Genomic DNA, 26,209 nt, shown 5'->3' on the forward strand with positions numbered 1-26,209 from the left:
CCCGGGGGTGCGGGGCGGTCAGGGGCGGCCGGTGCGTTCGTACGGGGTGAGGTCGCCGGCCTCGATCGCGGCGGGGAGGCGGTTCTCGGTGGGCGGGAGGGGGCAGGTGGCGAGGTCGGTGTAGGCGCAGGGGAGGTTGGTGGCCCGGTTGAAGTCGAGGGTGACGCGGTCCTCGGCGTCCGGGGCGGGGATGTGCAGGGAGCGGTTGGCGGCGTAGGTGGTGACGCCGGAGGTGGCATCGGTGAACAGGACCTGGAGGCTGCCCGGCTGGTGGCCGTTGAAGGCGGTCAGGCGGTGGGTGGAGCCGTCGGGCAGTTCGAACTCGATCTCGCCGGGCGCGTCGTACACGTGCCGCAGGCCCTCGACGGCCGCGCCGACGGTCACCGGTCGGGGCGCGTCGAACGGCAGGTAACGGCCCGTCAGCGCCCAGCGCGGGTCCGCCGGGTAGGCCGGGGTGCCGGTGAAGTCCCGGACCGGCGGGTGGTCGGGGTGCCGGGGCCGGACGATGTCGCGGCCGCCGCGCCGGGCGACCTCGACCAGCGCGTCCCCCGCCGCCGCGTACACGCTGTCGCGCTCGGCGATCGGCCCGAAGGCGTGCCGCCCGCGCAGCGCCACCCCGTCCAGCAGCAGTTCCTCGCCCGCGTCGAGTTCCACCACCACCCCGTCCGGGCCGGTCGACCAGGCGCCGGGCGCGTCGGGGAAGCGGGCCGGTTCGGTGTCCAGCCAGTGCAGGCCGGTGACGGCCAGGAAGCCGTGCGGGTCGCCGAGGGCGCGGTCCTTGGCGGTGTGCCACTCCTCCCACTCGCGGGCGAAGGCGGCGGGGTCGAGGGCGGGGTCGGTGGGCGGGGCGGTCGTCATGGCGGTTCCTCGGTGCGGCGGAAAGGGGCGGAGGGGGGACGGAGGGGGACGGCGGGGGTCAGGCGGTGACGGCGGTGCGCGGGGCGGGCAGGCCGAGGTGGTCGCGCAGGGTGCTGCCCGCGTACTCGGTGCGGAAGACGCCGCGCTCCTGGAGCAGCGGGACGACGGTGTCGGCGAACTCGTCTAGGCCGCCCGGGGTCAGGTGCGGGGCCAGGATGAAGCCGTCCGAGGCGTCCTGCTGGACGAAGCGGTTCAGCTCCTCGGCGACCCGGGACGGCGTGCCGATGAAGGTCTGGCGGCCCGTCACCTCGATGATCAGGTCGCGGACCGAGAGCTTCTTCGCCTCGGCCAGCGCCCGCCACTCGCGGGCCACCGCCAGCGGGTCGCGGTTCATCCGGACCGAGGCCCGGCCCTGCGCCACGGTGTGCTCGCCGACCAGCGGGTCGACCGCGGGCAGCGGGCCGTCCGGGTCGTGGTCGCTCAGGTCGCGGTTCCAGACCTGCTCCAGCAGCCGGATCGCGGTCTGCCCGCTGACCTGCTGACGGCGGATCAGCTCGGCCTGCTCGTGCGCCTCGGCGTCGGTCGCGCCGAGCGCGAAGGTCACCGCCGGGAGGATCTTCAGCTCGTCCGGGGTGCGCCCGTACCTGGCCAGCCGGCCCTTGACGTCGGCGTAGAACGCCTGCCCGGCCTCCAGGGTGCCGTGCCGGGAGAAGATCGCGTCGGCGGAGGCGGCGGCGAACTCGCGGCCCTGCTCGGAGTCCCCGGCCTGGAAGATCACCGGCCGCCCCTGCGGGCCGCGCGGGACGTCGAACCGCCCGGCGATGTCGAACTGGCTGTCCCGGTGCGCGAAGCGGCCCGCCTCCGGGGTGCTCAGGAACTCCCCGGAGGCCCGGTCGGCGAGCACCTCGTCGCCGCGCCAGGAGTCGAACAGCCGCCAGGACGCCTCCAGGAACTGCCGGGCCCGGGTGTACCGGTCCGCCTCGGCCAGGTACCCGCCGCGGCGGAAGTTCTCGCCGGTGAACGCGTCCCAGGAGGTCACCACGTTCCACGCCGAGCGCCCGGCCGAGAGGTGGTCCAGCGAGGCGAACTGCCGTGCCACCTCGTACGGTTCGTTGAAGGTCGAGTTGATCGTCCCGGCCAGGCCGAGCCGGTCGGTGACGGCCGCCAGCGCCGCCAGGATCGTGAAGGTGTCGGGCCGGCCGACCACGTCCAGGTCGTAGATCCGCCCGTTCTGCTCGCGCAGCCGCAGGCCCTCGGCCAGGAACAGGAAGTCGAACTTGGCGCGCTCGGCGGTCCGCGCCAGGTGGACGAAGGAACTGAACTCGATCTGGCTGCCCGCCGCCGGGTCGCTCCACACCGTGGTGTTGTTGACGCCCGGGAAGTGCGCGGCGAGGTGGATCTGCTTGACGGGCTTGCCGGTGGTGCGGTCGGTGCGGTCGGTGCTCATGGGATGTCCTCGGGGCTCGGCGGGCGGGTCAGGCGGAGGCGGAGGCGGTCGCGGGCGCGGTGGCGGTCGCGGTCGCGGTCGCGGAGGCGGCCCCCGCGTAGCGGCTGTCGGGGCGCGGCAGGCCCAGCAGGCCGCGCAGGGTGGCCGCCTCGTAGGCGGTGCGGAACCGGCCCCGGCGCTGCAGCTCCGGCACCAGGTCGCGGGTGATCCGCTCCAGGTCGTACGGCAGCGCGCCCGGCCGGAGCCGGAAACCGGTCAGCCCGGTGGTCGCCAACTCCTCGATCAGGTCGGCGAGTTCGGCGGACGTCCCGGCGAAGACCCGGGCGTCGCTCGCGTACGGCGCGCCCGCCGCCGCGTCCAGCCGGGCCAGCCGCTCCGCCGCCGCGCCGGGCCGCTCGTCGACGAACACCACCAGGTCGGCGAAGACGTGCACGGTGTCGTCCGCCCGGCCCGCGCCGTCCTGCGCGGCCCGGATCTCGGCCAGCACCGCGCGGGCGTCGGCGGCGTCCGCGGGCGTGGTGAACGCCAGGTCGGTGGCGCGCCCCGCCAGCCGGAACGGCTCGCCCCGGTGCGCCAGCGCCGCCACCGGGGGCTGGCCCTGCGGCGGGCGCGGCGTGATCGACGGGCCCCGGACGCTGAACCGCGACCCCGTGAAGTCGATGTAGTGCAGCTTGTCCCGGTCGACGAACCGGCCGGTCGCCGCGTCCCGGATCTCCGCGTCGTCCTCCCAGCTGTCCCAGAGCCGGCGCAGCACCTCCACGTACTCCTCGGCCTCGCCGAACTCCGCCGCCAGCACGGCCAGCGCCGCCGGGTCGTCCAGCGCGTCCAGCCGCAGCGCGGGCGCCGTCCGGCGGCCGAAGTGCGCGGCCTCGTCCACCCGGCCCGACACCTTCACCCGCACCCCCGCCCGGCCCGAGCTGACGAAGTCCAGCGTCGCCACCGCCTTCGACAGGTGGAACGGCTCGGTGTGCGTCACCACCGCCGTCGGCACCAGCCCGATGTGCCGGGTCAGCGGCGCGATCCGGGCCGCCAGCAGCACCGAGTCCAGCCGCCCGCGCACCCGGTCGGTCCGGGCGTCCGGCTCGAACGGGTGCTCCGACTGCAGGCTCAGCCCGTCCTCGAAGGTCACCAGGTCGAGCAGGCCGCGCTCGGCCTCCGCCACCAGGTCCGCCCAGTACCCGGCGGTGAACAGCTCCCCGGGCCGGGCCTCGGGCTCCCGCCACGCGGCGGGGTGCCAGCCGGCGCCGTCCAGCGCGACGGCCAGGTGCAGGGGTACGGGGTTCTCGGGCATGGCGGACCTACGACTTTCGACAGGCGGGCGACAGGGGACGCGCCGGGTCCGCGCGGGCGCGCGGCGGCACGGGGAAGGGCAGCGGAGAAGGGGAGAACGGGAGCGGCCGGGCGGACGGCGGGTCGGGTGGTCAGACCGCCGGCGTCGGCGCGGGGAGCGCGGGCACGGGGCGACAGAGCGCGGTCGTCACGCGCAGCAGGTCGATGTGCAGCCGGGCGCGGGTGGTGGTGACCCGGCAGGCGGCCTTGACGGCGACCCGCGCGTTCGCGTTCGGGAACCGCACCGCCATCACCGCCTCCACCGTTCGACCGTCGTCCGGCCCCGCGCCCCGCGGCACCGGGCGCCGCCGTCCTCGCACCGTAACCCCGGCCCCCGGCCTGGCACAACGCTGTTCCCGGTGCTGTTCACGCAGCGGTAACGAAGCACTTCCTGACGGTCCGTCGGACGTTGACAGCCGCCCCGGGGCGCGCCTAGCTTGACGGCTCACCCACCATGCCGCCGCCCGCTCCGGGCCGCGCCGCGCTGCCCTCTTGCTCCCGGGAGTACCGCCGCCGTGACCGTCCGCACCGCCACGCCCTCCGACGCCGCCCCGCCCGCCGATCCCGTTCCGCCCGCCGACGCCGCCCTGCTCGACAACCCCGCCTGGGCCGCGCTCACCGGCCCGCACGCGCACCTCGCCGAACGCCTCGGCCGGGCCGCCCGCTACCCCGTCGACGTCTCCCCGTTCACCGCCCTGGAGGACCCCGCCGACCCGCGCGCCTGGCAGGACCTCGCCGCGCTCGCCGGAGCCCCCGGCAGCACCCTCGCCGTCACCGCCGCCGAGCACGCCCCCGACGGCTGGGAGGCCCAGGAGTCCGGCGCGGGCGTCCAGTTGGTCGCCACCGCGCTGCGCACCGAACCTGCGCCCGAGGCCGTCCGGCTCGGCCCCGCCGACGTCCCCGAGATGCTCGACCTGGTCGCCCGGACGAAGCCGGGGCCGTTCCTGTCCCGGACGGTGCTGCTCGGCGACTACCTCGGCCTGCGGGTCGACGGCCGCCTGGTCGCGATGGCCGGCGAACGGCTGCGCCTGCCCGGCTGGACCGAGATCAGCGCCGTCTGCACCGACCCCGCGCACCGCGGCCGCGGCCTCGCCACCCGCCTGGTGCGGGCCGTCGCCCACGGCATCGAGCAGCGCGGCGACACCCCGTTCCTGCACACCGCCGCCGACAACGCCGCCGCGATCCGGCTCTACGAGTCGCTCGGCTTCACCCTGCGCCGCCGCACCGCCTTCCTGCTGGTCCGCAGCCCCGGCGGGAACGACCCGCGGTGACGGCCTTCCACTGGTTCCTGCCCACCGGCGGCGACGCCCGCGACCTCGGCGGGGCCGCCCACGGCACCGGCATCGGCGGGCCCGCCCGGGCCGGGACGGCCGCCGCCGACCGCCCGGCCACCCTCGGCTACCTCACCCAACTCGCCCAGGCCGCGGACCAGTTGGGCTACGAGGCGGTGCTCACCCCGACCGGCGCGCACTGCGAGGACGCCTGGATCACCACCGCCGCGCTGATCGCCGCCACCCGGCGGCTGAAGTTCCTGGTCGCGTTCCGGCCCGGCCTGGTCGAACCCGCGCTCGCCGCCCAGAGCGCCGCCACCTTCCAGCGCCTCTCCAGCGGCCGCCTGCTGCTCAACGTCGTCACCGGCGGCAGCGACGCCGAACAGCGCTCCTACGGCGACCCGCTCGGCCACGACGCACGCTACGCCCGCGCCGCCGAGTTCCTCGACGTGCTGCGCACCGCCTGGCGCGGCGAGCCCTACGAGCACCGCGGCGCCCACTACCGGATCGACGGCGGCCACCTGCGCCGGCCCCCGGACCCGGTGCCGCCGATCCACTTCGGCGGCTCCTCCGGGGCCGCGCTCGCCGTCGCCGCCCGGCATGCCGACACCTACCTGACCTGGGGCGAACCCGTCCCGCAGGTCGCGGAGAAGATCGCCCGGGTGCGCGAACTCGCTGCCGCGCACGGCCGCGCGCCGCGCTTCGGCCTGCGGGTGCACGTGCTCAGCCGGGACACCCCGGAACGGGCCCGGGCCGACGCCGGGGCGCTGATCGCCGGACTGGACGCGGACGCCGTCGCCGCCGGGCAGCGCCGGCTGCGCGCGCTCGAATCCGTCGGCCAGCGGCGGATGCTGGACCTGCACGGCGGCGACCGCGACCGGCTCTGGGTCGCGCCGAACCTGTGGGCGGGCATCGGCCTGGTCCGGGGCGGCGCGGGCACCGCGCTGGTCGGCTCGCACGAGCAGGTCGCCGAACGGATCGCCGAGTACCGGGCCGTCGGCGTCGAGGAGTTCGTGCTCTCCGGCTACCCGCACCTGGAGGAGGCGTACACCTTCGCGGAGCGCGTCCGCCCGCTGCTGTGACGGCTGCTGCGACCGCTGTGACGACGCTCAGTCGCCCGGGGCGGCCACCGCCACCGTGACGATCTCGCGGCTGGCCGGGCCGACCGGCCCGCCCGTCCAGTCGCCGTGGCGGGCCGCCACGGCGAGACCGGCCTCGGCGAGCAGCGCGTCCAGTTCCGGTTCGGCGAGGAAGCGCAGGCGCTCCCGGTCGGTCCGCAGCAGGGCGCCGTCCCGGGCGTCGGCGATCCGGCCGAGGAAGGTCACCAGGCCGTCGGCCACCGACTCGACCTCGTGCCAGACCCGCAGGGCGCGGCCCGCGGCGTCCGTCACCTCGGCGGCGTTCGACGGGTTCCACTGCTCCCAGGCGCGGGCCGCCGGGTGGCGGGTCTCGAACGCGAACCGGCCGCCGGGGCGCAGCGCGGCGCGGACGGCGGCCAGCGAGGCCCGGATCTCCTCGTCGGTGCGCAGGAACTGGAAGGCGTGCCCCGTCATCACGGCCAGGTCGAACTCGCCGTCCCAGCGGTCGGCGGTCGCGGCGGTGCCCGCCACCCATTCGACGTCCGCCCGGCGGCGGGCCCGGGCCAGCGCGGCGCCGTCCGGGTCGAGGCCGACCAGCCGGCCGGTGTGCCCGTCCGCCCGCAGGCGGTGCAGCATCGCGCCCGTCCCGCACCCGACGTCCAGCACCGCTCCGGCCCGGTGCGCCAGCCGGGCGTAGAAGGCGTCGCCGGGCCACCCCTCCGGGTCCCAGGGGTTCAGCAGGTCGTACAGCACGGCGGCTTCGGCATCCGAGTACACCGCCCCAGTATCGGCGGACCCCACCGCCCCGCCAACCGAATTACCTTCTCCCGAAGGGGAGTTGATTTTTCGTCGGGCCGGGGCGGCGGGCCTGCGGCGCTACTCGGTCCGCAGTGCGGCGGCGGTCCGGGCGCGGGCCGCCCGCCCGGGCCGGTCGGCGTCCGGTGTCACGTCACCGCGGCCGGTCGCGGACCCCGTCCCGGCGGCGCTGGACCCGGTACGACAGGTCGTCGGGGTGCCGGCCCACCCGGGCCAACTGCCAGGCCGTGTCGAAGGACAGTGCCCGGGGTCGGCGGCAGTACACCAACAGGGCCAGCACGCTGGTCGCCGGGTCGAGCAGCCAACGGGCGGCCGCCACTCGGGCCGCACTCCTCACCCCGGCCCCGCCGACAGCCGGGCCGCCGTCGAGGCGCGGCGGATGCGAACGATCGCGAACACGGTTCCTCCCAGAACCCGGGTCGACAGGACGGAACGGGGCTCAACGGAGCAACGAGGTGCAGAGCAGGGCCACGACCGCCGGGACGAGCAGGGCGACCGCAGAGCGCAGGCAGCGGTTCTTCGCGTGCGCGATCCGGCTGGTCCCCTCCACCGCCCGGGCCAGCCGGACTCGGGGCACCGCGGCGCTGCGGTCGACGGACGCAGCCAGCGCGCCACCGTACCCGGTCCGCCGGACATCCTCGAAGTAGGCGACCGTCCGGAGCCCGTGCCGCGGCTCCCCGGTCAGCCGGGGACGCAGCGCCAGCAGCGTGCTCAGCAGGGCGGCGACGGCTGCCCCGCAGGCCGCCCACCGGACGGCCGCCACCAGAGCGAGCTGCTCCCCGTGACCGACCGTCAGCAGTCCGAGCAGTGCCACGGTCAGGGCCAGCAGCATGCCCGCCTTGCCGTCCGCCCGCCCGATCTCGGCGAAGTTCTGCTCCAGCAGGTCCTTCAACACCTGCTCAGCGGGGATGTCCCGCTCGGGCCGTGCGGCCGTCACGGAGCCACCCCCGGTGCCAGCGGCGGGTGCGGCGGCTGTTCACCGCGGATCCGGTCCAGGACCGGGCCCGCTCCGGCCACCCCGAACTCGCCCAGGACTTCGGCGAGTTTCACCCCCAGGAAGGCCCGGTGCTCCGCCCCGAGGCCCTGCAGCAGGCCGACCAGGGCCGACTCCCACTCCGCGCGCTCGGTGAGCAGCGCCTTGTGCTGCACGCTCCACTCCAGGACGTCCCGGGCCTGGTCGGGGTGGTGCAGTAGCCACAGTGCGGCGAGGCTCCGCGGGCCCTGTGCGAACGCCTCCTGATAGAAGCGGTAGGTGTCGCGCTGCTCCTGGCCCCAGCCCGCCGGTGTGTCGGGGGAGTGCGAGGGCACCTCGGCGGGTTCCGGCAGGAAGCTGCGGAGCCGGTATGCGATGCCGATCTCGGCGACCTGTCGCTCGGACACCGGCTGCCCGTCCTGCGTGTACGGCTCCGGGTACGCGTGCTCCGCGTCCCTGGCGATCCAGCGCAGCGCCTCCTCGGCCGAGAGCCACCGCCGGGCGACCTCGACGGGGTCGGAGGCCCGCCAGGTCACGGTCCGCCGGAGCGTCGAGAGCCGACGCCCCCCGGTGGTCCGGGTGGCCACCTCCACCTGTGCCTCCCGGTCGGCCAGCGACACCCAGCAGACCCGGCCGAAGGCCCGGCGGTGCACCATGGCGAAGGAGGGCGGACGGGCGGCGGCCTTCGGCCCGAGCGGATGGACCATCCGGTGGTCGCCCTCCCGGGACAGGAACACCAGAGCCCGGTCGATCCGCGACCCGAACCGGGCCTGGAACAGGCTCCGCAGCGGCGACACGGCGATCGTCTCGACCAGTCTGTCGTTCATCGGACCACCGCCGGGGCGAGGACCTGCGGGAGGTGCCGGTACGCGGAGAGCATGAACCTCTGCAAACCGGGGTGGCCGCTTGTGGCCGTGGCCAGAGCGGTGACGAACCGGTACGCCCGCTCGTGGCCCTCCGGCCCGGACCGCTGCATCTCGACGAGTGCCGTGTGGATGGTTTCGTGCAGGGTCGGGTCATCCAGCGCGGCCAGCGCCAACGGCACCAACGACTCCGTTCCGTCGGCCAGCAGACCGGCCAAGGTCAGACGGCTGCCGGCTCTGGCGGTGGCCGGGAAGCCGCCGTGGCACAGAGCCTCGACCGCGTGTGCGGCGAACGCGTGCCTGGCCGTGTCCAAGGGTGCGGCGAGCCAGGCGGTGAGCTGTTCGAGGACCGGTGCCCGATTGGCGCTCTCGGTGAGCAGCGCGGCCAGCGCCCCGGACACCGACCTGCGCACCTGTTCGTCGAGTGGGGCGATGGCCAGCACGTTGTGAAGCAGGGAGAGGGCGAAGGCCGGCAGGGCGAGCCCGACGCTTCCTGCGCAGGTTTCGGCCACCGTGCAGCGGTTCGGGACCGAGGCGTTCTGGCTCCACTGCCGCAGCCTGGTCCGAACCGACTGGGAGAGCACCGTGTCCTCGATCGCCTCGCCCAAGGCGTGGCCGACCAGCTGCCGATGCCAGCGGGTCTGGGAATCCGCGAACCGGTTGAGCGGTCGCAGGACCTTCGAGCCGGACGCGTGGCAGAGGACCTGTCCGATCCGGCGACCGGCGACGCGTTCGATACCGGGTGCGTGCGGAAGCGTGAACAGCCACTCCAGAAGGAGTTCGGAGAACCCCTCGTAGTCGAGCCAGAGCTGCCGGAGCACCTCTTCGGCCAGGTGTTTGCCCCGGAAGGCCACCGGCTGGGACCAGTGGCGGAGACCGCCGGCCAGGGACACGCTGCGGGGCAGCAATCGGACCTGCACCGCTTTGAGACGTTCCTCGGTGCTGCGACCCAGGAGGTTCGCCCGGGGCGTCGACACGCCCTCGGAACCGGCCCGGGCCCGGAGCCGGTCCCGCAACTGCGCGGCGCAGTGCTCGACCACCGACCTGTCCTGCTGTTCGAGGAGCGCGACCGTTGCGGCGAGTGCGAGGTCGTCCGCGCTTCCGGCGGCCGCGGCCAACACGTGGACGACGGTCTCGGCGCTGTTGGTGCGGAGGTTCTCCGCAGCGGTCTCGCGTCTGCGGCCGTTGGTGACGACCTCCCACAGCTCGGCCGCGGCCTCGACGCCGGCGGCCGGGGAGTGGGCCGCCGCCAGGTAGTCGATGAACGGCGGCTCTGCGAGCATGCTCCTGCCGGTGAGGAGCTGCTCAGGGTCCATGAGCCCGTCCCTGGTCATCTGTTCGAGCCGCGCATGGGCGATGTGCAGGGGGTCGGGCGGCAGGTAGTCCTCACGCCAGTCGGCCGGTGCGCGGGGGAGCCCGGTGGAGCGGTTCACGACGACGAGCAGGTGGGCCTGCTGTGCCTCCAAGGCCGCCCTGAGGCGGTTGAGCGCGACCTCGTCCAGCCTGGCGCACATGTCAGGGGTGAGGCCCTGCACCAGGTAGCCGGTGGAGGCGGAGGGCACCCACGAGGTGAGATCGGTCTCCGGGTCCACGCCCATGATCTGCGCTCCGCCGGTCACATCGTCCAACAGTGCGAGCGCCGTGGTACCGGTGCCCGTGCGCGGTTCACCGACCAGGAGGAGTAACTGACGGGAGACGAGCTTCTTCCGCATCTGGTCGTAGCCGGGCGGTTCGACGAACGCGTGCAACCGCTCCGTCACTTCCTCGACCGGGTACGGGCCTTCGCGGAACCGGGGTGCTTCGATCTTCTCCTCGAAGCCCAGTACCTGCTGGAAGATGACGTTGCCCGCGACGTCGCCGCCGATGGCGAAACCGTGACTCACCCGCTGGTGGGTATCGGGAGGTGCCGGTCGGGCGAGCGGGTCAGACATTCCGGCCCCGCCCCTCGGAGCCGTCGGCCCGCTTGTCGCCCGACACGTTGTCGCCGCTGCCCCAGTGCTGGTTGGCGGCCCGGTAGCGGGCGGCGCCGGTGTAGCTGATGCCGCCGGAGACGTCGCCGACCACGGCGACCCCGTCCCGGACGTGCTGGGTGTTCTGCGGTTGTGCCGGTGCGGGGCCCGCCGGTTCGGCAGGCCGCTCGGGCTCCTCGGCGGGCTGCGGCAGGACACCAGAGCGGAGCAGCTCCCCGGACGGGGAGGGGACGTACAGCCAGGCCCGCTGGGCGAAGGGCTTGCCCTCCACGGTGGCGGGGACCTCGATGCAGCGGTCCGGGTGCAGCCCGGCGTAGCCGCCGAGGACCGCGTCGGTGAACGCCCGGTCGGAGATGATCGCGGCGAGGTGGGTGGTGCGGTCGCTGGAGGCGGCGAGCACCGCCTTGACCGGGCGGGAGTCCAGCAGTCGGTGGGTGTCGTTGCGGGGGGTTCCGTTGCCGTCGCCCGGCCGGTCGTCGACGGGCAGCGGGCCGACGTGCACGCTGGCGCGGAGCCGGATGCGCGGGCCGGTGGTCTCGGCGTTGTACCGGGCCAGTGCCTCGTCCAGGACGTCCAGGAGCGGCGACAGCACGAACGGGAGTCGGGTGGGAGCGAACCCGAAGACGACACCGTCGCCGGTGCCGGCCGGAAAACGCTTTCCCGCCACCAGGTCGTCCAGGCCGGCCTTGGCGAGGGCCAGGTCGACCAGTTCCGGGATCAGCTCACTGACCGGGGCGTGCAGCACGGACGGCAACCCGGTGAAGTCCTTGGCGTCGACCGCGAGCAGGGCGGAGTAGTCGGGCATCGGCAGGCTCTCGGCCCACGGGACGGGCAGGGGGACGGTCACGTCGGGATCTCCTCGGTCCGGCGGTGCGCCACCGGTGCGGTGGCGGCGTCACCAAGCATCGGGAGGACGGAGACCCGCGAATGCCCAGCGCTGGGCGTTCGGGCGGTGACGGCGGTCACAGACCGTCAGGTGCCTCGTGGGCCCAGGAGTTCAGCACCGCCAGGTCCAGGACGGTGATGGCCCGGCGGGCCGTTCCGATCGCCCCGGCCTCCCGGAGGTGGTGCAGCCCGACCACGATGGCGGCCCGGCTCGACCCGATCGAGTGCGCGAGTTCCTCCTGAGTGAGCCCCGTGAGCACCAGCGGTGCGGCGCCCACGGCCGGAGTGGTGAGCCGCACCAGGCGCAGCAGCGTTCGGGCCAGGCGGGTGCACAGCGACAGCGTTCGCAGTTCGGCGTGCCGCAGGTCGGACTCCCGCAGCCGTGCGATGGTCTGGCGCATCACGTGACTGCCCCGGTTCGGCTGTTCCACGAACCGCCGGAACCGGTCGGCTTCCAGTACTACGGCCCGGCAGGGCCGCAGCGCGACCACGTCCGCGATCCGGGCATGCAGTCGGTCGAACGCGGTGCCCTCGCCGAGCAGGTCGCCGGCCCCGCGGAACGCCAGCAGGGTCGTCTCACCGTTCTCCTCCCGCCGCACCACCTTGACCAGGCCCTCGGTGAGTGCCAGCAGGTGCAGCCCCAGATCACCCTGATGGAGCATCAGACTTCCCGCTGGATAACGCCGTTCGCGGCCGAGCGCACAGAGTTCCTGCCAGATTTCCATGGGAAGCCGGTGGGAGTTCTCGGGAATCGTTTCCGAAGCGGTTGCCATGCCCACGGTTCTACCGCCGGGAGGAGAGACGTGGATCCGCGTTCGCCGACAATGGCTCGATTCGTGCGGACCCGCCGGAGGACGCGACGGGCTGCCTGTCCGGGCAGCTCGGGTACCCCGTTGGACGCAGGGCGTGGCGGGGGAACGTCCCTCTCCTGATGAATCCCGGACGCGGGCTTCGCGATTTCGCATAACCCGAGTGGTTCGTCAGCGTCCGGGTTCAGGAGAACAGCCCGTACAGGTCGGTGGCGGGCGGCGGCTCCGGGACGGAGCGGGTGGGGGCGGGAGCAGGGGCCAGGTGGGGGAGGTGGTCGGCGAGGGCGGCGGCGTTCGCGTCCAGGACGGGGCCGGCGGTGGCGGGGAGGGCGGCCCGGAGTTCGGCCAGGGCTGCGGTCAAAGTCTCCGCCAGGGCGGGGAGTTCGTCGGCCGGGGTGGCCTCGCGGGCGGCCCGGGCGGTGAGCGGGTGCAGGCGGACGGTGCCGTCGGCGTGCTGGAGCAGGTGGTGCTGGTGCAGCAGCCGCATGGCGGCCCGGGCCCGGTCCGGATCGGCTCCCAGGTACGCGCCGACCGCGGCGGTGGCCCAGAGCCCGTCGGGATGGCCGGCCGGGTCGAGGTGTGCGGCGAGGCGGAGCGCCGGCCCGGCGAACCCGGTGGGGCCGCGCCGGTCGGCGGACTCCAGGGCCGTCAGCAGCGAGGCGGCCACCGAGCGGCCGTACCCGTCCACGTCGGCCTCCGGCGTCAGCAGCTCGCCCAGAGTGCGGACCCGGTCGGTGAGGCGGTCGAGGTACGCGGAGCAGCCCAGGTATTCGTCGATCATGAGGGTGGCGGCGTGTGCGAGCGCCAGCGGCAGGTGCCCGAGGTACTCGGCGAGGTCCGCCGTGCGGCTGTCGCCGAGGTGGGCCATGCCGACGGCCGCGAACCTCTCCCGGACGTACTCGACGGACTCTTCGGCAGTGAACGCGCCCACCTCGACCAGCACCCGGTCGGCGGCGGTGACCGCCGCGTCCCGGCGGCGGGTGGTGGCCAGCACCCGGCCGCTGCGGGTGGGCAGCGGCCACCACGGCCGGGCCGCCTCCAGATCGGTGAGCCCGTCCAGGACCACCAGCCAGGAACGGTCGGTGACGGTGAGCCAGTCCAGGAAGGCGCGGGCGGTCTCCTCCCGGTTGCGGCCGGTGACGTGCACCCTCGTCCCGGCCTCGGCGTAGGCGGACACGATCCCCGCGACCAGCGAGGCGTCCACCCAGAGCACCAGCTCGGTGCCCGAGGCGAGCGCCTCGCGCGCGTACCGGGCGGCCAGCTGGGTCTTGCCGGTGCCGGCACCGCCGGAGAGCACCTGGGCGGCCGACGCGCCGACGCGGAGCGCCCCTTCGCGGACGGCCGGGCGGGGCCGGAAGGCGGCGGCGGGGTGGGGAACACCGCCGACCTGCACCGGCCAGCGCAGCGGCGGCAGGTACGGCGGCTCGTGCACCGTGTAGGCGTCCCGGCCGACGGAGAGGTCGGGGGAGCGGCCGGTGGGGCCGCGCCCCTCCGTGTCCGGGAACCACCCTTGATCCACCCGTCCTATGTGGTGGGCGGCCACCGAACCGTTCGTTGCCTGGACGTTCACGTTGCCGCTGACAGTGATGCCGCCCCCGGCAGAGCGGTCGCGGGCCAGGGCGGCGAGTTCCTCCAGGCCGCCGAGCAGCGCCTCGCGGTCGTCGCCGACGCTCTGCTCCAGCAGGTCGAGGAAGCGGTGTCGCCAGGTGTTCGCCGCCCGGCGCTGGGCGTCCTCGGCCCGGCGCGGGTCGGCGGCGGCGACCTCCCCGGCGGTGCGGTCCAGGTCGGCCAGGGTCTCCGCGCGCCCGTCCGGGGTGTTGTCGGCCCGGGCGAGCATCCGGACGACCCGCTCCCGGATCTCGGCCCAGGCGGCCGTCCCGGCCGCCGTGGTCAGCGCGTTCGCCGACACCGTCGCCAACGCGACCAGGTCCACCACGTGCCCGCACCTCCCCCGGCGGCCCCGACCGGCCCGCCCCGATGCCACCGCAGCGTACTGCCGCCGGGAGCGCCCGGCAGCCGCTTGACGCAACCCTTCCGGCGGACGGTAACGTGACGTGACGCACCGTCAATCCGTCTGGTCGGAAAGCGGTTTCCCGTTGGTCGGGCGGCACGGTGCGCGGACGGGCACGGCAGGCACGGCAGGCACCTGGGGGGTCAGGGGATGGCGGAGATCGGGCTGGCCGCGGCGATCGAGGAGCTGCGGCAGGAGCTGTACACGGCGCAGGAGCGCGGAGCCGACCAGCAGTTCGGCTTCACCGTGAAGGAGGCCCAGCTGGAACTGCTGCTGGAGCTGCGCAACGTCGGCAAGGGCGAGGCCAAGCTCGCGTTCGGCGTCGCCACGGTCGGCCTCGGCGGCGAGCACGGCAGCGTCCGGACGCACAAGCTGACGCTGAAGCTGGAGATCCACGACCGGGCCGCCGGCGGGGCCAACCCGGAGGTCAGCGACAGCGGCAACACCGGGGGCTGGGGCGACGAGGACGGCGAGCCCGCCGCACCGGACGCGGCCGCGGGCGGCTCCGGGGAGTGAGATGGACGCGCGCAGGCTGGCGCTGATCCGCAGCGGGGCGGCCGTCGGCGACCCCGTGGGCCTGGGCTCGGGCTACTTGATCGCCCCGCGGCTGGTCCTGACGGCCCGTCATGTCGTGACGGAGAAGGAGACCGGCGTCCGCCGGCCCCGGATCAAGGTGTGGATCGGGCACGTGCGCGACGGCGGCACCAAGGCGTCCGGGGTCGCGGAGGCGTGGCTGCACCCCGACCTGGACGTCGCGCTGCTGCTGCTCGACCGCGACCACGAGGTGCCGGACCCCGTCCGCTGGGGCCGCCCCGTCGGGCGCGACCCGCTGCCCTACCAGGGCCTCGGCTACCCCGCCGCCAGCACCGTCGACGGGGCCGGGCGCGAGGTCGAGCGCGAGGTCGAGCACCTGCGCGGGACGCTGCCGCCGCTGTCCGGCGGCGGCGGGCGCTACGTCCTCGACCAGGACACCGTGCCCGACCCCCGGCCGGGCGACCGGGTGCTCTGGTCCGGCGCGTCCGGCGCCGCCGTGTTCTGCGAGGGCCACCTGGTGTGCGTGGTCGTCCAGGAACGCCGGAGCTTCGGCAGCGGCCGCCTGCTGGCCTGCCCCGCGCACGTCTTCCTGGCGGACGGCTTCTTCACCGCCGCCCTCGACCAGTACGCCGGCGGGCCGCCCCCGCTGGCCGAGATCGGCGCCGCCCTGCCGCCGGAACGGCCCGCCGCCCAGTACAGCGGCTGGGAACGCGAGGTCGAGCAGACCCTGTGGCAGTGCCTCCCCGGCGCCGACGCCTGCGCCGCCCAGTACCGGGCCCTCGCCGCGGCCTTCGGCTACCGGGTCCCCACCGGCGAACAGCCCTCGATCGGACGGCTGCTCGCCCTGGCCGGCGTGCACCCGCGCGGCCTCGCCACGCTCAGCGGCACCCTCGCCGAAGCCCTCGCCGACCCGGAGCGGCGCGCCGACCTGGCCCGGCTGCTCCAGCGCGACCGCGTCCTGCGCGGCGCCCCGCTGCTCTCGCTCGGCGAGCACCAGCGCCTGCTCGACCTGCTGGGCTGGGTCGCCGAACTGAGCCCCGCCCTGCTCGCGCACGCCTCCCGCGAGGCGCTGCGCCACGCCGTGCTGCCTGCGGCGCTGTCCCGCCCCGGCCCGGCGGCCGACGACCTGGACGGGATCGTCACCGGACTGGAGGACCTGCCCGCCGACGACCCCGGACCGGACGGCACCCCGCCGGTGCCCGCGCTGGTGAAGGTGGTCGAGTACGCGGCCGCCGCCGTCACCGACCCGGTGCTGGCCGGCGAACTGCGGGCCTGGACCGACGAGGTGGCCCGGCGCACCGGCATCCACCCGACCGCCCTCGGCGAGCGCCGCGGCGACGCCCGCCGCTGGGCCGACCGCGCCCCGTCGCCCGTCACCCGGGTGGAGCTGGAACTCACCGCCGCCGCTCCCGCGGGGGCGGACGGCGCCGCCGACGGGCAGCGGTACACCTGCCGGGTGCTGCTCGCCCGGCAGGACGGCAGCCGCACCGTCCTGCACGAGCCCGAGACGGTGCTCCGGACGCCGGAGGAGGTGGCCCGGCGGCTGCGCGACGAGGTCCGGGCCGCGGCCGCCCGCGGCGACCTGGCCGCCGACGCGCCCTGGGTGACCGTGCTGGTCGACCGGGAGGGGCTCGGCCTCGCCGTCGACGAGTGGAACCCGGGCGCCCCCAACCCGCTGCTGCCCGGCCGCCCGATCGGCGCCGAGTACCGGGTCACGCTGAGCTGCCCCGAGATCGGCGACCTGGTCGAGAGCCGGGCCGACGACCTGCGCCGCCGCTGGGAGCACGGCCGCTCCGCGACCCTGGTCGTCGGCCCGGAGACCGCCACCGAGGCCCAGCTGCACAGCCTGCTGGACACCGGGCACCGCGACACCGCCCGGGTGGTGCTGCACGGCCCGCCCGAGCGCCGCACCACCATGCTGACGTACTGTCTGGCGCTCGGCGTGCCCGTCGTCCTGTGGGACCGGCAGGCCGCCGGCCACGCCGACGCCGACCGGCTCCGGCCGCTCGAACCGACCGGCCCGCTGCCCGAACTCCCCGAACGGGTCCGGGCGTTCCGCAACCGGCCGGCCCCCGACCCGGCCCGCCCCGCGCTGCTCTGGGAGAGCGTCGACGGGCGCCCGAAGACCGCGCCGCTGCAGCTGACGGACCCTCGGAAGGGGACGCACACCGGATGACCACCAGCACCGATCCCACGGGCCAGGACCCCACCGGCCAGGACCCCACGGGACAGGACCCCGAAGACCGGGGCGCCCCCGGCGAGCAGACCCCGTCGTCCACGTGGCGGCTGTTCCGCGGCGACGGGACGGTCCGCGCCGTCGACTTCCCCCCGCCCCCGCCGTGGCGCCGCTTCACCGCCGCCGGGCCGGACGAGGCCGCCGCAGGTGCAGGGCCGCGCCCCTACCTGATCGGCCCCGACGAGGCCGACATCGTCAACGCCGCCCTGCACCTGCGGCGGCCGCTGCTGGTCACCGGCCACCCCGGCACCGGCAAGTCCTCGCTGGCGCACGCCGTCGCCCGCGAACTCGGCCTCGGCCGGGTCCTGCACTGGCCCGTCAACAGCCGCTCCACCCTGCAGGACGCGCTCTACCAGTACGACGCCGTCGGCCGCCTCCGCGAGGCGCACCTGCGCCGCGACGGCGGGGGAGCGGACGGTGCGGGCGGCCCGGGCGGCAGCACCGGAGGCACCGCCGCCGGTGACAGCGGGGCGGGCGACGTCGGCCGGTACATCCGGCTCGGCCCGCTCGGCAACGCCCTGGTCCCGGCCGACCGGCCCCGGGTCCTGCTGATCGACGAACTCGACAAGGGCGACGTCGACCTCCCCAACGACCTGCTCACTGTCTTCGAGGAGGGCGAGTTCACCGTCCCGGAACTCGTCCGCCTCGCCGACGGCGACCGCCCCGTCGAGGTGCAGACCGACGACCCCGACCGGCCCGCCCCCGTCACCCGGGGCCGCATCCGCTGCCGGGCCTTCCCCGTCGTCGTCATCACCAGCAACGGCGAACGCGACTTCCCGCCCGCCTTCCTGCGCCGCTGCGTCCGACTCGACCTGCCCGAGCCCGACGAGCAGCGCCTGCGCGCCATCGTCGAGGCCCACCTCGGCCCGGACGCCACCGCCGACATCGACGACCTGCTGACCGAGTTCCTCGGCCGCCGCGCCCCCGGCGAACTCGCCACCGACCAGCTCCTGAACGCCGTCTTCCTACGCCGCGGCGGCGTCGACCTCGACGCCGGACGCCTGCTGGAGGCCGTCCTGCACCAGCTCGGCGGAGCGGTCTGAGCCATGCTCGAACGGCTGCGGGAGGTACTGGCGGGCAGCGGGCTGGAGCTCGCCGAGGAGGAACTCCTCGACGCGCTCTGGCTCGCCCGCACCCTGCCCCCCGGCGTCGGCCCCGCCGCCCGGACCGCCCCCGCGCCCCCGCCCGGCGTCGGGTCGGAGGCCCGGCAGGGCCCGGCCGCTCCCGGGGTGCCGGAGGCCGGGCCCGACGACGCCCCGGCACCGGACCCCGCCGCCGAACACCCCCTGCACGTCGGCCCGCCGCGCCCGGCGGACCGCCCCCCGGCCCCGCCGCCCACAAGCCAACCGCCCACCCCGGAAAGGGCGTTCGGCGTCCGGGTGCCCGACGCCCGCCCGGCCGAGGCCGACACCCGCGCCTCCGCCCGGTCGCTGCGCCCGCTCCGGCAGCGCTTCCCCGACCCGCGCCGCCCCGAACTCGACCTCGCCCGCACGGTCGCCGCGATGGCCGAGACCGGCCTGCCCGTGACGGCCTCCCGCCCCCGCCGCAGCCGCTGGCTCTCGCTGGCCCTGGTCGTCGACGACGGCCTGTCCATGGTGCTGTGGCAGCGCATCGCCTCCGACCTGCGGAAACTGTTCCAGCGCGCGGGCGCGTTCCGCGACGTGCGGGTGTACGGGCTCGACAGCCGCAGCGACCGGGCCCCGCTCCTCACCGCCCGGCCCTACCGCACGGGCGGGCCGCAACTGCCGCCCGCGGTCCTCGCCGACCCCACCGGCACCACCCTGGTCCTGGTCGTCAGCGACGGCGTCGGACCGGCCTGGCGCGACGGCCGGATGCGGACCGCGGTCGACCGGTGGGCGCACTGCGGCCCGACCGCCCTCGTGCACGCCCTGCCCACCCGGCTCTGGCGCGGCTCCGGCATCGCCGCCCGCCCCTGGCAGGTCCGCTCGCACCGGCGCGGCGGCCCGACCGCCCACTGGAAGGCCGCCGACCCCGTCCTGCCCGCCGCCCTCGCCGAGTACCGGGCCGTCCCGGTCCCCGTCCTCGAACCCTCGCCCGCCGCCCTCGCCACCTGGGCCCAGCTGCTCGCCGCGCCCGGCGGGAGCGCCCTGCTCCCGCTCTGGCAGGACACCCCCGACCCCGCCCCCTCCGACGGTCCCGGCCCGGCCGTGCCCGGGCCGGACGACCCCGTGCTGCGCTTCCGGGACGCCGCCTCCCCCGAGGCGTACCGGCTCGCCGCGCACCTCGCCGCCGTTGCACCCGTCAGCCCGCCGGTGATGCGGCTGGTCCGCGCGGCCCTCGGCGCGCCGGTCGACAGCGGCCACCTCGCCGAGGTCTTCCTCGGCGGACTGATGCACCAGGTCGACTCCGGCGGGACGGAACCGCCGCCCCACCAGCGGCTGTTCGACTTCGCCCCGCCGATCCGGCGCGCCCTGCTCAGGGCGGTCGCCCCGCACGAACTGCTCCGCACCGCCGGGACGGTCGCCGAACGCCTGGAAGCGACCCTCGGCCGCTCCGCCGAGTTCCCCGCCTGGGTCGGCCACCCGCAGGGCCGGACCCGCACCACGGCCGACACCCCGTCCTTCGGCTGGCTCACCGACCGCCTCCTGCACCACCTCGGCGTCCCCCCGGCGAGCCCGCCGGGGCGGGCGCCGATCCGCCGCGAGGAGGTGCTCCCCCCGGGTTGGAGACCGCTCCGGGCCCAGGAGGAAGGGCAGTTGGGCGAGTTCCGGCTGATCGCCCGGAGCGACCACGGCTGGCCGCACCTCGGGCTCTACCTGGCCCGGGACCGGGACGGCGGCCTGGCCACGGTCCGGGCCGCCGACCGGCTGCTCGCCTCCGACCCGAAGCAGGCCCAGCACCTGATCCGCACCGAGGCGACCTGCCTGCGGCGGATGGAGGGCATCGGCGCCCCCCGCCTGCTCGGCGTCTCGCCGAGCCACGAGTCGCGGACCCCGTGGCTGGCGGCCTCCTTCGTGCAGGCCGGGGACGGCGGACCGGTGTTCGACCTGCAGGGCCTCTGCGCGGACAACGACGGCCCGCCGGACCTCGACCGGTACCTGCGGATCGGCCGCTCGCTGGCCGACGCGGTGCGCCGGGCCCACCGACTGGGCATCCTGCACGGCTCGTTGACGCCGCAGAACGTCCTGGTGGCCGACGACGAGGCCCGGCTGATCGGCTGGATCACCGCCTCGGTGGACGGGCAGCACAGCCCGTACCGGGCCGCGCACCGGCGCAACCGCCTCTACGAGTTGGGCATGACGGCCTCCGGCGAACGGAGCGAGACGGACCGCCGGCCGACCGCGCGCGGGGAGACGACGGTCGTCGGCGCGCTGCTGATCGCCCTGGCCGTCGACCGGTGGGACGAGATCGGGCCCGACCGCGCGATCCGGGCGGAACTCGACGCCGCGGGCCTCGCCCCCGCGCTGGCCGACACCCTGTGGCGCTGCCTGGACAGCGGGGAGTCGGTCCGGCCGACCGCGCAGGACCTGGTCGAGTCGTTCGACCGCGCGATCCTGGCACGCTCGGCGGCGCGCCGCCGGACCGATCCGGTGGCCGCCGCCCGCCGCGAGGTGGAGCTGCTGCGCGCCTCGGACGACCCGGGCAACCCTCACCGTCTGCTGCTGGCAAGGGCGTTGAACGCCCTCGCCGACCGGGAGGCCGAGGCCGGGCAGTGGGCGGCCGCGGCCGCCGCCGGGACCGAGGCGGTCGCCGTGTTCCGCGAACTCGCGCTCCACGACGGGACCACGGCCTCCCGGACCGAACTCGCCCGGGCGCTCAGCAACCTGGCGGTGCGCTCCCGTGCGGCCGGGGGGTCGGCACGGGCCCTGGACGCCGCCGGCGAGGCGGTCGACCTGTACCGGGAGGCGTGTGCGCAGGACCCGGTCGTGTACAACCCCGGCCTCGGGCTGACCCTGACCAACCTGTCGAACCTGCTCGCCGACACCGGTCGGCCCGCCGATGCGCTCGCGGCCGCCACCGAGGCAGTGGCCTGCTATCAGGAGCTGCCCGGAACCCACCCGCACGAGCACACCGCCGACATCGCCCGGGCCTTCCACGCCCTGTCCAACCGTCTTGCGACGGTGGGCCGTTCGACGGAGGCCGTGGACGCGGCCCTGGACGCCGTCAGTCTCTACCGGCTGGCCGTTCGGCGGCAGCCCGCCCCCGCGCTGGCCGAACTCGCCGTCGCCCTCGACAACTTCGCGGTCCGCCTCGCGGTCGTCGGCAACCACACCGAGGCCCGCGCGGCGCACCACGAGGCCGAGCAGATCCGCCGCGACCTGGCCGCGACCCCCGACCCCCCGGACGAGGAGGCGCTCCGCCGGGCCCGCCAGGTCGGCGAATGGCTCGACCTGGCTTCCGGGCAGGAGAGCTGACGAACCGTCAGGCGTCGGTGAGGCGGAGGTTGGCGAGCAGACGGATGCCGTCGTCGGTCAGGGCGAGCAGGCGGCCGTCGCGGTGGCGGACGGTCACGGTGCCCGGATGGTGGCGCAGGGCGAGGTCGGCCGGTTCGGCGGCCGGGAAGCGCAGCTGGGCGAGGACGTCCAGGCCGGTGCCGCGGAAGAGTCGGACGGTCGTGCCGCCGTCCGGGGCAGCGGTGGCGACGCCGCACAGGTCGCCGTCGGCGAGCAGGACCGGCTCCTCGCCGGAGAGCGGCGGGAGCGGGCGGCGGAAGGTGCCGTTCTCGTTGGTGCGGGCCAGCGTCCAGCGGTGCCCGTCCGGCTCCAGGACCAGCACGCTGCCGTCGGCCAGCACCGCGCTCGACGGCTCCGGGTCCGCCACCCGCAGCCGGGAGCGCAGCTGCCAGTCCGGCAGGTCCCAGCGCCAGCGTTCGAACAGCGCGCCGGTGGCGACCAGCGCCGCGGTGCTGCCCGGCGTGCGGACCGGCGGCGCCAACAGGACCGTCCCGGAGCCGAGTTCACGCCAGACCACGGTCGGCCGGTCCGCGTGCGTGTCGTACACCGTGAGCGCGCGGTCCTCGACCACGGTGAGCAGCCGGCCGTCGAAGGACGGCAGCGGCTCGCCGCCGCGCAGCACCGTCCACGGCCGGACGGCGCGGGTCGCCAGGTCCAGCCGGGAGAACTCGCGGGCCCGCCCGTAGTGGGCGACCAGCAGCACCGTGCCGCCGTGGTCGGCGACCACCAGCTGGTCCGCCGGGACGTCCCAGCGGGCCTTGGTGCGGCCGTCCGCGATGAGCAGCCGGACACCCGCCTGCCCGCAGGCCACCAGGACGCCCCCGGACGGCAGCGCGACCGCGTCGGACAGCCGCAGCCGGCCCGGCAGCCCGTCCGCCGTCACGGTGTCCGGCCGCGCCGGGGCGGGGCGGGCGGTCGGCGGGCGCAGGTCGGCCGCCGCGAGCGGGTCGGCGCGTTCCAGCAGGGACCGCAGCGCCTCCCGGCCGCCGCGGACGTCCAGGTCGGGGCCGAAGCCGCCGTCCCGCACCACCGCGCGGGCCGCCGCGGTCGCCAACTCCCGGTCCAGGGCCGGGTCGAGGCCCGGCAGGCGGGCCATCGAGAGAGCCAACTGCGCCCGCTGATCCGTCAGTTCGGGCTCACCGCCGGCCAGGATCGCGCGCACCGGCGGCGCGCAGGCCGCCCCCGCGCCGAGGGCCAGCAGGTGGGCGAACGCCCGGGCCCGGACGGTGCCGCCGAGCGCGACCGCGTCCCGCAGGTCCCCGGCCACCAGTGGCCGCAGCCGCTCCTCGGGCCAGGCCGCCTCGACCGCGCCCATCCGGTCGCCCGCCGCCTGCCGGGAGCGCACCCACGCCTCCCGGAGCCGGAGCGCCTGGTCCGGGGCGACGTCCGCGAGCCGCCGCACCGCCACCGCGAACGCCGCGTGCCGCTCGGCCAGCCGGACCGCGCGGTCGCGCTCGCCCGCCCGCCACCACAACCGGACGACGAGTTCGGGATCGAGGCCGCGCCCCTCCGCCAGCGCGGCCGCGTCCGCGTACCGGCCGTGCCGCTCCAGCAGCGCCACCGCCTCGGCCGGGGCCGACAGCAGGTCGGCCAGCACGAACGCGGCCTCGTCGGTCCGGCCCTCCCGCTCCAGCGCCTCCGCCGCGTTCCGGTACAGCTCCGTCAGGTGCTGGTGCACGGTGGGGCCGGACAGCGCCGAGACCGCCCCCGTCGTCCCCTGCGCCCGGCTCGGCCGGAGCGGTCCGGTCCGGCGCCGGGGCAGCGCCAGGCTGAGCCAGGACGCGCCGCCCGGCTCCCGCTCCCCGCCCAGCGCCATCGCCTCCCGCAGCGCCTCGTCCCAGTCGCGCCGCCGGAACGCGCCGGTCAGGTCGTCCAGGTAGCGGACGTGCCGCCCCCGGATCAGCCGGTCGGCCGGGGTGCGCAGGGCCAGTGCGGAGAGCAGCCCGGTCAGGGCCGCCAGCCGGGGGCGGGCGGTGCGCGCGGGGCGGCCGGGGCTGCTGCCGGGGCTGGTGCCGGTGCCGGTCGTGCGGTTCGAGCGCCGGAACCGGGCGAACCACCGGGGGCGGCCTCGCCGGGTGCCGGCCGCCGCCCCGCCCGTCGCACGCGCCCCGTCCGCCGGGGACGCCGAGGGCTCCTGGGACGCCGCCCGGGCCCGGCGGGCCGCGGCCAGGCCGGCGGCCGTCGCCACGAGCACGGCGTACACCACCGCGATGGACAGCGCCGGCCCGGTCGACGCCCCGAACAGCGTGGCGGACGTCCAGCCCAGTGCCAGCAGCACTGCCGCGAGTCCCACGGCGGGCAGCACACCCGCCGGGAACCCCGGCGCCCCGGCGGTGCGCGGATCGGTGCTCCGGGCCCGGACGGCGCGCTCCGAGGCGGGCCGCACCCGGGCCGCCGCGCGGAGGTCGGGACGCGGTACCCGGAGCAGCGACTCCACCACCGGCTCCGGCTCCGGCTCCCGCTCCAGGGAAGCGAGCCGACGGACCGTCAGGCTTCCGGTGTCGAGGCGGTGCGCGAGCGGAACGGGCGGCAGGTCGGCGAGCCAGTGCCGCTCCCGGACGCCGTGGTGCAGCCGCACCAGGTACCCGGCGGCCTCCTCGCCGTCCTCCCCCTCAAGTGCGTCCGGGGACACCAGCCCGCCGGAGCGGGCCAGCAGCGGCAGGCCCGGGCCGCGATCGGCCCGCCCCGCCACCGGTTCGGCCAACTGCAACAGCCAGGAACCGCACGGGAGTTCGGTCAGCCGGGCGCCGTCCTGCCAGTACCGCAGCACCCGGGCCGCCGCCTCGTCGGCCCCCAGCAGGGGGACGTCCAGGACGAAGCCGGCGGCGTCGACCGAGGCGCGGTGGCGGCCGGCGGCGGTGGCGGTCACGTCGTGCTCCCGAGGGCGGTTCGGATCGGCCCGGACGGCGGCAACGGCCGTCCGGAGGAGGGGAGGGCGGTGTCGGGGCGGCGGATCACGACGCGGCCTCGATCCGGGCGTGGACCTTCCCGCTGAAGGCGTCGCCGACCACCACCCGGCCGGGCTCCGGCTCGGCCACGATCAGCGGCAGGCCGGGATGCACCACGGGCGCGCTGCGACCGCCGGAGAGGCCGCTCAGCGTACGGGAACCGCCGGGGCGGACGCTGCGCACCAGCAGCCCCGCCACGGAGCAGGTGACCAGGGCGAGTTCGCCGTTCCGGTCCACCAGGCCGATCGGCGCGTGCCCCTCGGGAACCGTCAACTCGACGCTCCCGCCGCTGCGGTGGGCCGCCAGCCAGTGCGCACCGTCCTGCGACCAGGCGACCGCGTCCGGGGCGAACACCCGGTGCGGCGCGTCGACGGCCCCGGGCGGCAGGCGGTCCCCGTACAGGCGCGGCTCGTACGCCCAGCGGAAGCCCTCGACGGCGTTCCGGTCGGCGTTCCGGTCGGCGTTCCGGTCGGCGTCCCGGTCGGCGTTCCGGGGTGCGAGGGGGCCGTCGTTCGAGGCTCCGCCGTCGGCGCCGAGCGTCCACCAGTGGCCCGCCAGCGGCACCGTGACGCTGCCGTCCCCCCGGAGCAGCGGCAGGACCGGGCCCGCCGCCAGCGCCGCCAGGTCGGCCCGGTCCAGGCCGAGCCGGAGCGCGTCCACCGGCACCCACTCGGACGGGGTGAGCGGGCGGCCGACCACCTTGACCCGCAACTTTCCCTGGTCGTGGACCAGAGCGACCAGGCGGCGCGGGTACTGCGCCGCGGCGACGACGGGCAGGCCCAGACCGTGCACCCGGGCCCGGACCGGGAAGCCGGGCCGGTCCGGGCGGAGCGCGGTGGTGACCAGTTGGCCGGTCTTCGCGCCGCGCGCCAGCAGCGCCGACGCGACGCTGTTGAAGACCGGCAGCCGGAACACCTCGGTCGCGGCGGCCTGCTCCGGAACCCGGGCGAACTCCGCCCCGCGCAGCGCCCGGACAGCCAACTCGACTTCGGGCAACGGGAGTTCACTGGTCGATCCGCGCAGCGCGATCCGGACTCCGGTCGCCCCGCCCGCGCCCCAGCCGACCGGTTCGGCGGTCAACGTACGCCGCCGGTCCGGGAGGTGCGCGGCCAGCTCGGGAGTGGTCAGCAGCCAGGACTCGTCCGGCGCCGCCAGGACGGCCAGGGCCCCGGCCACCGCCGCGGCGTCCGGGTCGGCGGTGCGGCGGGCCCCCAGCCACTGCGGCAGCAGCTCGGGCAGGTCGCCCGTCAGCACCTCCTCCGGCGGGTCGCCGAGGACGTGCACCACCAGCTCGGCACCCCGGGCCGTCGCCCGCCGCCGCAGCGCGACCAGCGCCGCGAGCTGCACCAGCCGCGCCGCCCCCGCCGCCCGCGGCCCGGTGTCGGCCAGCACGACGACCCGGCCGGTCCGCCCCGGCTTCCGGAACTCCGGTGCCAGGTAGAGCAGTTCGCCGTCCTGGTGCCGACGGACGAACTCCTCCGGCAGCTCCTGGGCGAGCAGCCACTCGGCGGGCCGCAGCCGGTCCGGTCGGCCGCGCCGCGCCAACCCGCCCCAGCCGTCCGGCTCGCCGAACGCCGCCGTGCGCGACTCGCGCTCGGCGATCAGCGTGTCGACCCCGCGCACCAGCGGGCCGAGCGCCGACGCCAACGCGGTGGTGAGCGCGGACAGTTCCGGTGCCCACGGCGCGAGAGCGGCCGGCAGCAGGCCGGTGGGAGCAGCGGGGGTGGCGCTCACCGGTCGTCCCGCCCGCCGCCGACCGGTCCAC

At 76.4% G+C, this 26,209-nt stretch carries 20 protein-coding genes; 6 read left to right on the forward strand and 14 right to left on the reverse strand.

Annotation, left to right across the window (positions count from 1 at the left end):
* Positions 1-18 precede the first annotated feature (18 nt).
* From ACIQBJ_RS13750 to ACIQBJ_RS13765, 4 genes are all read right to left on the reverse strand, one after another.
* On the reverse strand, positions 19-858 hold the full coding sequence (locus ACIQBJ_RS13750; protein WP_400708443.1) for a DUF1684 domain-containing protein: 840 nt from the start codon (positions 856-858) through the stop codon (positions 19-21).
* A gap of 58 nt (positions 859-916) precedes the next feature.
* Positions 917-2,305, reverse strand: coding sequence for an NtaA/DmoA family FMN-dependent monooxygenase (locus ACIQBJ_RS13755; protein WP_400708445.1), 1,389 nt, complete (start codon positions 2,303-2,305; stop codon positions 917-919).
* 28 nt (positions 2,306-2,333) lie between these two features.
* Positions 2,334-3,596 carry an LLM class flavin-dependent oxidoreductase gene (locus ACIQBJ_RS13760; protein ID WP_400708447.1) on the reverse strand — a complete coding sequence of 421 codons (1,263 nt, stop codon included), beginning with the start codon at positions 3,594-3,596 and terminating at the stop codon, positions 2,334-2,336.
* Between the two features lie 130 nt (positions 3,597-3,726).
* Positions 3,727-3,885, reverse strand: coding sequence for a hypothetical protein (locus tag ACIQBJ_RS13765; protein WP_400708449.1), 159 nt, complete (start codon positions 3,883-3,885; stop codon positions 3,727-3,729).
* A gap of 264 nt (positions 3,886-4,149) precedes the next feature.
* Between ACIQBJ_RS13765 and ACIQBJ_RS13770 the strand changes: the two genes are divergently transcribed.
* Complete coding sequence (locus ACIQBJ_RS13770; protein ID WP_400708451.1) at positions 4,150-4,905, forward strand: GNAT family N-acetyltransferase; 756 nt, start codon at positions 4,150-4,152, stop codon at positions 4,903-4,905.
* Positions 4,902-5,987, forward strand: coding sequence for an LLM class flavin-dependent oxidoreductase (locus ACIQBJ_RS13775; RefSeq protein WP_400708453.1), 1,086 nt, complete (start codon positions 4,902-4,904; stop codon positions 5,985-5,987). Before ACIQBJ_RS13770 ends, ACIQBJ_RS13775 begins: the two co-directional genes overlap by 4 nt.
* Before the next feature lie 27 nt (positions 5,988-6,014).
* On the opposite strand, the gene ACIQBJ_RS13780 is transcribed toward ACIQBJ_RS13775, so the two are convergent.
* The 8 genes from ACIQBJ_RS13780 to ACIQBJ_RS13815 form a co-directional block, all read right to left on the reverse strand.
* Positions 6,015-6,761 (reverse strand): class I SAM-dependent methyltransferase, encoded by a 747-nt coding sequence (locus tag ACIQBJ_RS13780; RefSeq protein ID WP_400708455.1) that lies wholly within the window; start codon positions 6,759-6,761, stop codon positions 6,015-6,017.
* Between the two features lie 172 nt (positions 6,762-6,933).
* A complete protein-coding gene (locus ACIQBJ_RS13785) occupies positions 6,934-7,119 on the reverse strand; it encodes a hypothetical protein (RefSeq protein ID WP_400708457.1) in 186 nt (61 codons plus the stop codon).
* A gap of 120 nt (positions 7,120-7,239) precedes the next feature.
* Entirely contained in the window at positions 7,240-7,737 is a 498-nt protein-coding gene (locus tag ACIQBJ_RS13790; protein ID WP_400708459.1) for a Pycsar system effector family protein, read from the reverse strand.
* Positions 7,734-8,600 (reverse strand): hypothetical protein, encoded by an 867-nt coding sequence (locus ACIQBJ_RS13795; protein WP_400708461.1) that lies wholly within the window; start codon positions 8,598-8,600, stop codon positions 7,734-7,736. The genes ACIQBJ_RS13790 and ACIQBJ_RS13795 overlap by 4 nt, the downstream gene beginning before the upstream one ends.
* Positions 8,597-10,519, reverse strand: a complete 1,923-nt coding sequence (locus tag ACIQBJ_RS13800; protein ID WP_400708463.1) for a hypothetical protein — start codon at positions 10,517-10,519, stop codon at positions 8,597-8,599. The genes ACIQBJ_RS13795 and ACIQBJ_RS13800 overlap by 4 nt, the downstream gene beginning before the upstream one ends.
* 40 nt (positions 10,520-10,559) lie before the next feature.
* Positions 10,560-11,453 (reverse strand): hypothetical protein, encoded by an 894-nt coding sequence (locus ACIQBJ_RS13805; protein ID WP_400708465.1) that lies wholly within the window; start codon positions 11,451-11,453, stop codon positions 10,560-10,562.
* Between the two features lie 115 nt (positions 11,454-11,568).
* The gene (locus ACIQBJ_RS13810; RefSeq protein WP_400708467.1) at positions 11,569-12,264 is read right to left on the reverse strand and encodes a Crp/Fnr family transcriptional regulator; all 696 of its coding nucleotides are present in this window, start codon (positions 12,262-12,264) and stop codon (positions 11,569-11,571) included.
* 220 nt (positions 12,265-12,484) lie between these two features.
* Positions 12,485-14,236 carry a hypothetical protein gene (locus ACIQBJ_RS13815; protein WP_400708470.1) on the reverse strand — a complete coding sequence of 584 codons (1,752 nt, stop codon included), beginning with the start codon at positions 14,234-14,236 and terminating at the stop codon, positions 12,485-12,487.
* A gap of 225 nt (positions 14,237-14,461) precedes the next feature.
* Between ACIQBJ_RS13815 and ACIQBJ_RS13820 the strand changes: the two genes are divergently transcribed.
* From ACIQBJ_RS13820 to ACIQBJ_RS13835, 4 genes are read left to right on the forward strand one after another with little or no spacing between them, the layout of a single operon-like run.
* Positions 14,462-14,827 carry a trypco2 family protein gene (locus ACIQBJ_RS13820; protein ID WP_400708472.1) on the forward strand — a complete coding sequence of 122 codons (366 nt, stop codon included), beginning with the start codon at positions 14,462-14,464 and terminating at the stop codon, positions 14,825-14,827.
* A gap of 1 nt (position 14,828) precedes the next feature.
* Complete coding sequence (locus ACIQBJ_RS13825) at positions 14,829-17,021, forward strand: hypothetical protein (protein ID WP_400708474.1); 2,193 nt, start codon at positions 14,829-14,831, stop codon at positions 17,019-17,021.
* Positions 17,018-18,124, forward strand: a complete 1,107-nt coding sequence (locus ACIQBJ_RS13830) for an AAA family ATPase (RefSeq protein ID WP_400708476.1) — start codon at positions 17,018-17,020, stop codon at positions 18,122-18,124. The genes ACIQBJ_RS13825 and ACIQBJ_RS13830 overlap by 4 nt, the downstream gene beginning before the upstream one ends.
* Positions 18,125-18,127: 3 nt before the next feature.
* Entirely contained in the window at positions 18,128-21,457 is a 3,330-nt protein-coding gene (locus tag ACIQBJ_RS13835) for an SAV_2336 N-terminal domain-related protein (protein WP_400708478.1), read from the forward strand.
* A 7-nt stretch (positions 21,458-21,464) separates the two neighbouring features.
* Here ACIQBJ_RS13835 and ACIQBJ_RS13840 read toward each other — a convergent pair whose 3' ends face one another.
* Entirely contained in the window at positions 21,465-24,365 is a 2,901-nt protein-coding gene (locus ACIQBJ_RS13840; protein ID WP_400708480.1) for a bpX6 domain-containing protein, read from the reverse strand.
* Positions 24,366-24,450: 85 nt separating this feature from the next.
* On the reverse strand, positions 24,451-26,178 hold the full coding sequence (locus ACIQBJ_RS13845; RefSeq protein ID WP_400709817.1) for a hypothetical protein: 1,728 nt from the start codon (positions 26,176-26,178) through the stop codon (positions 24,451-24,453).
* Between the last annotated feature and the right edge of the window lie 31 nt (positions 26,179-26,209).

It is taken from the genome of Kitasatospora sp. NPDC088391 (assembly GCF_044753345.1).
GTDB lineage: Bacteria > Actinomycetota > Actinomycetes > Streptomycetales > Streptomycetaceae > Kitasatospora.